At 57.1% G+C, this 6,000-nt stretch carries 5 protein-coding genes and 1 tRNA gene; 1 reads left to right on the forward strand and 5 read right to left on the reverse strand.

The genetic code is table 11. The features are described 5' to 3' along the window. Positions 1-20: 20 nt before the first annotated feature. Entirely contained in the window at positions 21-2,099 is a 2,079-nt protein-coding gene (gene metG, locus JYJ39_RS03780; RefSeq protein ID WP_205202176.1) for a methionine--tRNA ligase, read from the forward strand. A gap of 48 nt (positions 2,100-2,147) precedes the next feature. On the opposite strand, the gene JYJ39_RS03785 is transcribed toward metG, so the two are convergent. The 5 genes from JYJ39_RS03785 to folD all read right to left on the reverse strand — a co-directional run bounded on the left by JYJ39_RS03785 (position 2,148) and on the right by folD (position 5,784). Then, positions 2,148-2,223 (reverse strand) — tRNA-Ala (locus JYJ39_RS03785). 18 nt (positions 2,224-2,241) lie between these two features. Further along, positions 2,242-3,282: an L-threonylcarbamoyladenylate synthase gene (locus JYJ39_RS03790; protein ID WP_205202202.1), complete on the reverse strand. Its 1,041-nt coding sequence runs from the start codon at positions 3,280-3,282 to the stop codon at positions 2,242-2,244. Continuing rightward, the gene (locus JYJ39_RS03795) at positions 3,276-4,424 is read right to left on the reverse strand and encodes a 5-(carboxyamino)imidazole ribonucleotide synthase (protein ID WP_205202200.1); all 1,149 of its coding nucleotides are present in this window, start codon (positions 4,422-4,424) and stop codon (positions 3,276-3,278) included. The genes JYJ39_RS03790 and JYJ39_RS03795 overlap by 7 nt, the downstream gene beginning before the upstream one ends. A gap of 5 nt (positions 4,425-4,429) precedes the next feature. After that, entirely contained in the window at positions 4,430-4,927 is a 498-nt protein-coding gene (gene purE, locus JYJ39_RS03800) for a 5-(carboxyamino)imidazole ribonucleotide mutase (protein ID WP_205202177.1), read from the reverse strand. Continuing rightward, positions 4,927-5,784, reverse strand: a complete 858-nt coding sequence (gene folD / locus JYJ39_RS03805) for a bifunctional methylenetetrahydrofolate dehydrogenase/methenyltetrahydrofolate cyclohydrolase FolD (RefSeq protein WP_205202178.1) — start codon at positions 5,782-5,784, stop codon at positions 4,927-4,929. Before folD ends, purE begins: the two co-directional genes overlap by 1 nt. Positions 5,785-6,000 lie beyond the last annotated feature (216 nt).

Below are 6,000 nucleotides of genomic sequence, written 5' to 3' on the forward strand. Positions count from 1 at the left end.
ACACCTACCGATCCATCTCCATGCCGCGCAAAATCCTCGTCACCTCCGCCCTCCCCTACGCCAACGGTGCCATCCATCTCGGCCACCTGGTGGAATACATTCAAACCGACATCTGGGTTCGTTTCCAGAAGATGTCCGGGCAAGAGTGCTGGTACGTGTGCGCCGATGACACGCATGGCACACCAATCATGCTGCGCGCAGAGAAGGAAGGCATCTCGCCGGAACAACTGATTGCGCGCGTACACGGCGAACATTCTCGTGACTTTGCTGGCTTTCTGATTGGCTTCGACAACTATTACACCACCCATTCACCGGAAACCCGCCACTTCGCCAACGACATCTTTGGCAAACTCAAGGCGGCCGGCCTGATTGAGGTCCGCAGCATCGAGCAGTATTACGATCCACAGAAGGCAATGTTCCTGCCTGATCGCTTCATCAAGGGCGAGTGCCCCAAATGCCACGCCAAAGACCAGTACGGTGACAACTGCGAAGCCTGCGGTGCAGCCTATGCGCCGACTGAGCTAATCGAACCTTATTCTGCCGTTTCTGGCGCCAAGCCGGAGCTGCGCCACTCGGACCACTACTTCTTCAAACTCTCCGACCCCCGCTGCGAAAGCTTCCTGCGCCGCTACACCGCCAGCGGCGTCTTACAACCTGAAGCCGCCAACAAAATGCAGGAATGGTTGGGTGAAGTCGGCGAAAACAAGCTCTCTGACTGGGACATTTCGCGCGACGCCCCCTACTTCGGTTTTGAAATCCCCGATGCCCCAGGCAAGTATTTCTATGTCTGGCTCGATGCCCCGATCGGCTACATGGGCGCGTTCAAGAATCTTTGCGACCAGAAAGGACTCGATTTCGATGAGTTCTTCTCTCGTGACTCCAGTACCGAGCTTTACCACTTCATCGGCAAGGACATTCTCTATTTCCACGCCCTGTTCTGGCCCGCCGAGCTGGAACACGCCGGCTACCGCACCCCGAGCAAAATTTTCGCGCATGGCTTCCTGACGGTTGACGGCGCCAAGATGTCGAAATCGCGCGGCACCTTCATCACGGCCGAAAGCTATCTTGCTGGCGGGCTGAACCCGGAGTGGCTGCGCTACTACTTTGCGGCGAAACTATCCAGCACCATGGAAGATATCGACCTCAACTTCGATGATTTCGTGGCCCGGGTCAACGCCGATCTGGTGGGCAAGTACGTCAACATCGCCAGCCGCGCGGCCGGTTTCATTGAAAAGCGTTTTGCTGGCAAATTAGCTGCCGCCGACGCCGATTTGCCCGCCCTGCAGGCCATTCACCAGGCTGCCCCGCGGATCGCAGAGCTTTACGAGCACCGCGAATTCAGCAAGGCCATCCGCGAAATCATGGCCCTCACCGATGGCGCAAACCAGTACGTGGATAGCGTCAAACCGTGGGAGCTCGCCAAACAGGACGGCAAGGACGAGGCGTTGCATGCCGCCTGCAGCAACGCCCTCAACCTGTTCCGTCTACTGACCGTTCTACTCAAGCCTGTTTTGCCGGGCCTGGCGGCACAGGTCGAAACTTTCATGAACCTGCCCCCGCTGACCTGGAGCGACAGCATGTCCTGCCTTGATCAAGGTCACACCATCAATAGTTACCGCCATCTGCTGACCCGCGTCGACCCAAAACAGATCGACGCCCTGATTGCCGCCAATAAAACATCCCTGGCACCCACCGAGAACAAGACCATGACAACCAGCGCAAACATCCAGACAGCCAAGGCTATACCGGCAACAGATGCCACCCTATGCTCCATTGACGATTTCATGAAAGTCGACCTGCGCATCGCGCGCATCGCGAACGCCGAGCATGTCGAAGGCGCGGACAAACTGGTACGCCTGACACTCGACATCGGCGAAGAAAAACCGCGCAACGTCTTTGCCGGCATCAAATCCGCCTACGACCCCAACCAGCTCATTGGCCGCCTGACCGTCATGGTCTCCAACCTCGCTCCACGCAAAATGAAATTTGGCCTGTCCGAAGGTATGGTACTGGCCGCCTCGGATAGCAGCGGCAACAACCCCGGCATCTACATTCTCAGCCCGGACAGCGGCGCACAACCAGGTATGCGGGTCAAGTAAGGGGGCAAAATAGAAACGCCCAACTGAAAACAGTTGGGCGCTGAATTTTGGTGGACCGAATGAGGATCGAACTCACGACCTCCGCATTGCGAACGCGGCGCTCTCCCAGCTGAGCTATCGGCCCTACGTGCGAAATTATAGCTTATCGCCCACTGCTATCTGCAAGTGCATGCGCGGCTGTTGCACGCTGCAAACGATCGGCAATGGCAGCCCAGTCCTGACTGTCCGGCAGCGCCTCAACGATGATTTGATCCAGCCCTTCAGCATCGAGTTTGCGTAGTGCAGCATACAAGCCCTGGGCATATTCCATACTGGTCGCAGGCATCCTGACGAGTTCATGAAATGACGCATCCCTTGGGTCAACGCTGTAGGCCACGACGCCGCAACGCTTACCCGCGTGTTGCCAGACGGCTAAAACCTCGGGAATATCTTGACTCTTGACGATACGGAGCGGCGTGGCTGGTGCGTAATGTGCCGCCAATGAACCAGAAACACGTGGCGCAGCCTTTCGCGCTGCATGCATGTCATTCGCCGGTGACTGGGCTTGCTCGCCCGACAGAACTGCCGCAATCTGCGCCGCAGTGATGTGCCCCGGTCGCAAAACTACTGGCTGATGGCGCGAACAATCGACAATGGTCGACTCAATTCCGACCGCACACGGCCCGCCGTCGAGAATAAACGGCGTAGCATCGGCAAATTCGTCACGAACATGCTCTGCCGTGGTCGGACTGATACGTCCGAAACGATTTGCAGACGGAGCGGCTATCCCGGCGGGAGAGTCATGGCGTGAGGCGGCAAAACATCTGAGCAACTCCAGCGCGACAGGATGCGCGGGTACCCGCAAGCCGACAGTATCCTGTCCGCCAGTGACGGCATCAAGAACCCATGATTGTTTTTTCAGAATCAGGGTCAGCGGTCCCGGCCAGAATGCAGCAGCAAGCTGCCGTGCGTACTCCGGCACATCCCGTGCCCAGTCCTGCATTGCCTCCGCATTGGCCAGATGCACGATCAGTGGATGATCAGCCGGGCGCCCTTTGGCGGCAAATATCTTTGCCACCGCATCGGGATTGCTGGCATCAGCACCCAGCCCATATACCGTTTCAGTGGGCAGCGCGACAAGAGCGCCGGCATTGAGCAAATCAAGGGCATGCGCAAAATCTGCCGGCGCAGGTGAGTTCACGATGCGATACCGATTGCAGCACGGGCCTGCAGCGCAAGGGCTAGTGCCCGCTCCGGGTCATTATCGATCACCGTGAAATGCCCCATCTTCCGCCCCGGTCTGGCGTGATGCTTGCCGTACAAATGCAATTTCAGATTTGGGACAGCAAGCAAGGCCGACCAATCAGGTTCCCGGTAAGTCTCGCCGTGGTACCAGAGATCACCTAGCAGATTGACCATGACTGCCGCCGAATGTGCCTGCGAGTCACCAAGGGGAAGTCCGCACAGCGCACGCACCTGCTGCTCGAACTGATTGCTGACACATGCATCAATCGTATAGTGCCCGCTGTTATGCGGACGCGGGGCCATCTCGTTCACGAACAACTGCCCCTGTGAAACGAAAAACTCCACGCCCATCGTGCCGATATAACCGAGCTTGGCAGATATCTCGACAGCCACTCGCTCAGCCAGCTGCGTCAACTCTGCTGTCGCGGCAGATGCACCAGGAGCTGCGATGGATAGGTCAAGAATGCCGCGTTGATGACGGTTCTCCGCGACAGGGAAAGTGCGCACATGGCCATCGGCATCCCGCGCCAGCACAACCGAAATCTCGTAGTCGAGCTGCAAGCGCTGTTCCAGAACGCAGGTTTCTCCCTTGAACTGCGCAAAAGCCTGCTGTGCTTCCGTGACATTCTCGACTACCGCCTGGCCCTTGCCGTCATAGCCGAAGCGAGCAATCTTGAGAATTGCCGGGAACAAGGTTGGCGGGACCGACAACAGATCCTCAGCAACCTTGATTTCACGATAAGGGCCGTGGGGAAAACCATTGTCGCGCAAAAAGTTCTTTTCACTAACCCGCTGCTGACAGATTGCAACCGCAGCCGCATTGGGGCGCACTGGTATGAATTTGGCCAGATACTCAAGCGTCGCTGCCGGCACATTTTCAAATTCGGTAGTCACCGCAGCGCAAGCGGATAAAAACTCGTCCAGCGCCGCATGGTCATCGTAGGAGACACAAAGGTGCCGGTCGGCAATCTTGCCAGCGGGACTCTTCGGGTCGGGATCAAGCACCCAGACCTGGTATCCCATCTCATGCGCAGCAGCGACAAAAAAGCGGCCCAATTGGCCACCACCGAGCATTCCCAGGGTCGCAGGAGGATAAATCACCCTATTCATGGCGTCGGGAGAACCAAGGAGAGTACTTTGTCGGTTTGTGCCTGACGGAACGCCTGCAATTTTGCATTCAGCGTCGGATCTTGATTTGCCAGCATCGCCACCGCAAAAAGCGCCGCATTGGCAGCACCGGCCTCACCGATCGCAAAAGTAGCCACCGGAATGCCCTTCGGCATCTGGACGATGGAATGCAGAGAATCCACGCCGGACAAGGCACGCGACTGCACCGGAACACCCAGCACAGGAATCGTGGTTTTAGCTGCGAGCATCCCCGGCAAATGTGCTGCGCCACCGGCGCCTGCAATAATCGCTTGCAGTCCGCGAGCCGCCGCCGTTTCTGCGTATTCGAACAAAAGGTCCGGTGTGCGATGTGCGGACACCACCTTGGCCTCAAATGGCACCGAAAATTCCTTCAACAGCAACGCGGCAGCCTGCATTGTGGGCCAGTCGGAATCCGACCCCATCACCACGCCAATCAATACCTTTTCTTGAGTCATCAACGCAGCCCTGCCTTTCGCTCCGCGGCTTCAATCGTATTTGCAAGCAACATGGTAATCGTCATCGGCCCGACACCGCCCGGCACTGGCGTAATCTGCCCGGCGACAGCGGCACAGGCTGCAAAATCAACATCACCGCACAGCGTGCCATCCGGCAGTCGGTTAATACCGACGTCAATCACGACCGCTCCTGGTTTCAGCATCTCTGGGGTCACAAATTTGGCGCGACCGACTGCAGCAACCACCAGGTCAGCTCGTGCGACGTGTTCAGCCAGGTTCTTCGTCTTGGAATGGCAAACCGTGACGGTCGCCCCGGCATTGATCAGCAAGGCGGCCATGGGTTTACCAACAATGTTGGAGCGACCAATCACGACGGCATCCATGCCAACCAGATCGACACCCGACGCTTCCAGCATTTTGATCACACCGTAGGGCGTGCACGGGATAAATCGCGGTTTGCCTTGCAGCAAGGCCCCGACATTTTCCGCATGGAATCCATCAACGTCCTTTTCTGGCGCGATCGCTTCCAGAATTTCCTGCTCATTGAACTGCGGCGGCAGCGGCAATTGCACCAGAATCCCATGCACGCTGGCGTCCGAGTTCAATTCGGCAATTTTTTTTAGCACGACCTGTGGGGCCACGTCTGCAGGATACTCAAGCTTTTCTGAATGCATGCCAATAGCTAGGCAGCCATTGACCTTGTTCCGGACATACACCTGTGACGCAGGGTCTGCGCCAACCAGAATCACCACCAGACCGGGGCGCTCCCCACGTTGCGCCAAGAGGTCAACGCGGGCCTTGAAAGTCTGACGCATGGTTGCGGCGATGGCCTTGCCATCAATGATTTGTGCTGTCATCGGGTTACCTGAAAAATTAGCAGAGAAGGCACAGCCAATTCAGCGTGTCGCCTTTATTCGCGACGGATTTTAACAGATTGATAGGACAGGGTTTTCAGTCCTTTTTCTTTCCCTAATGCAAAAGCCCCTAGTTACTTTGGTAACTAGGGGCTTTTGTTTTGTGTGTTGCCTGGCGGTGACCTACTTTCGCGAGCGAGATGCTCACTATCATTGGCG

The sequence above is a fragment of the Azonexus hydrophilus genome, from assembly GCF_905120355.1.
Taxonomy (GTDB): domain Bacteria; phylum Pseudomonadota; class Gammaproteobacteria; order Burkholderiales; family Rhodocyclaceae; genus Azonexus.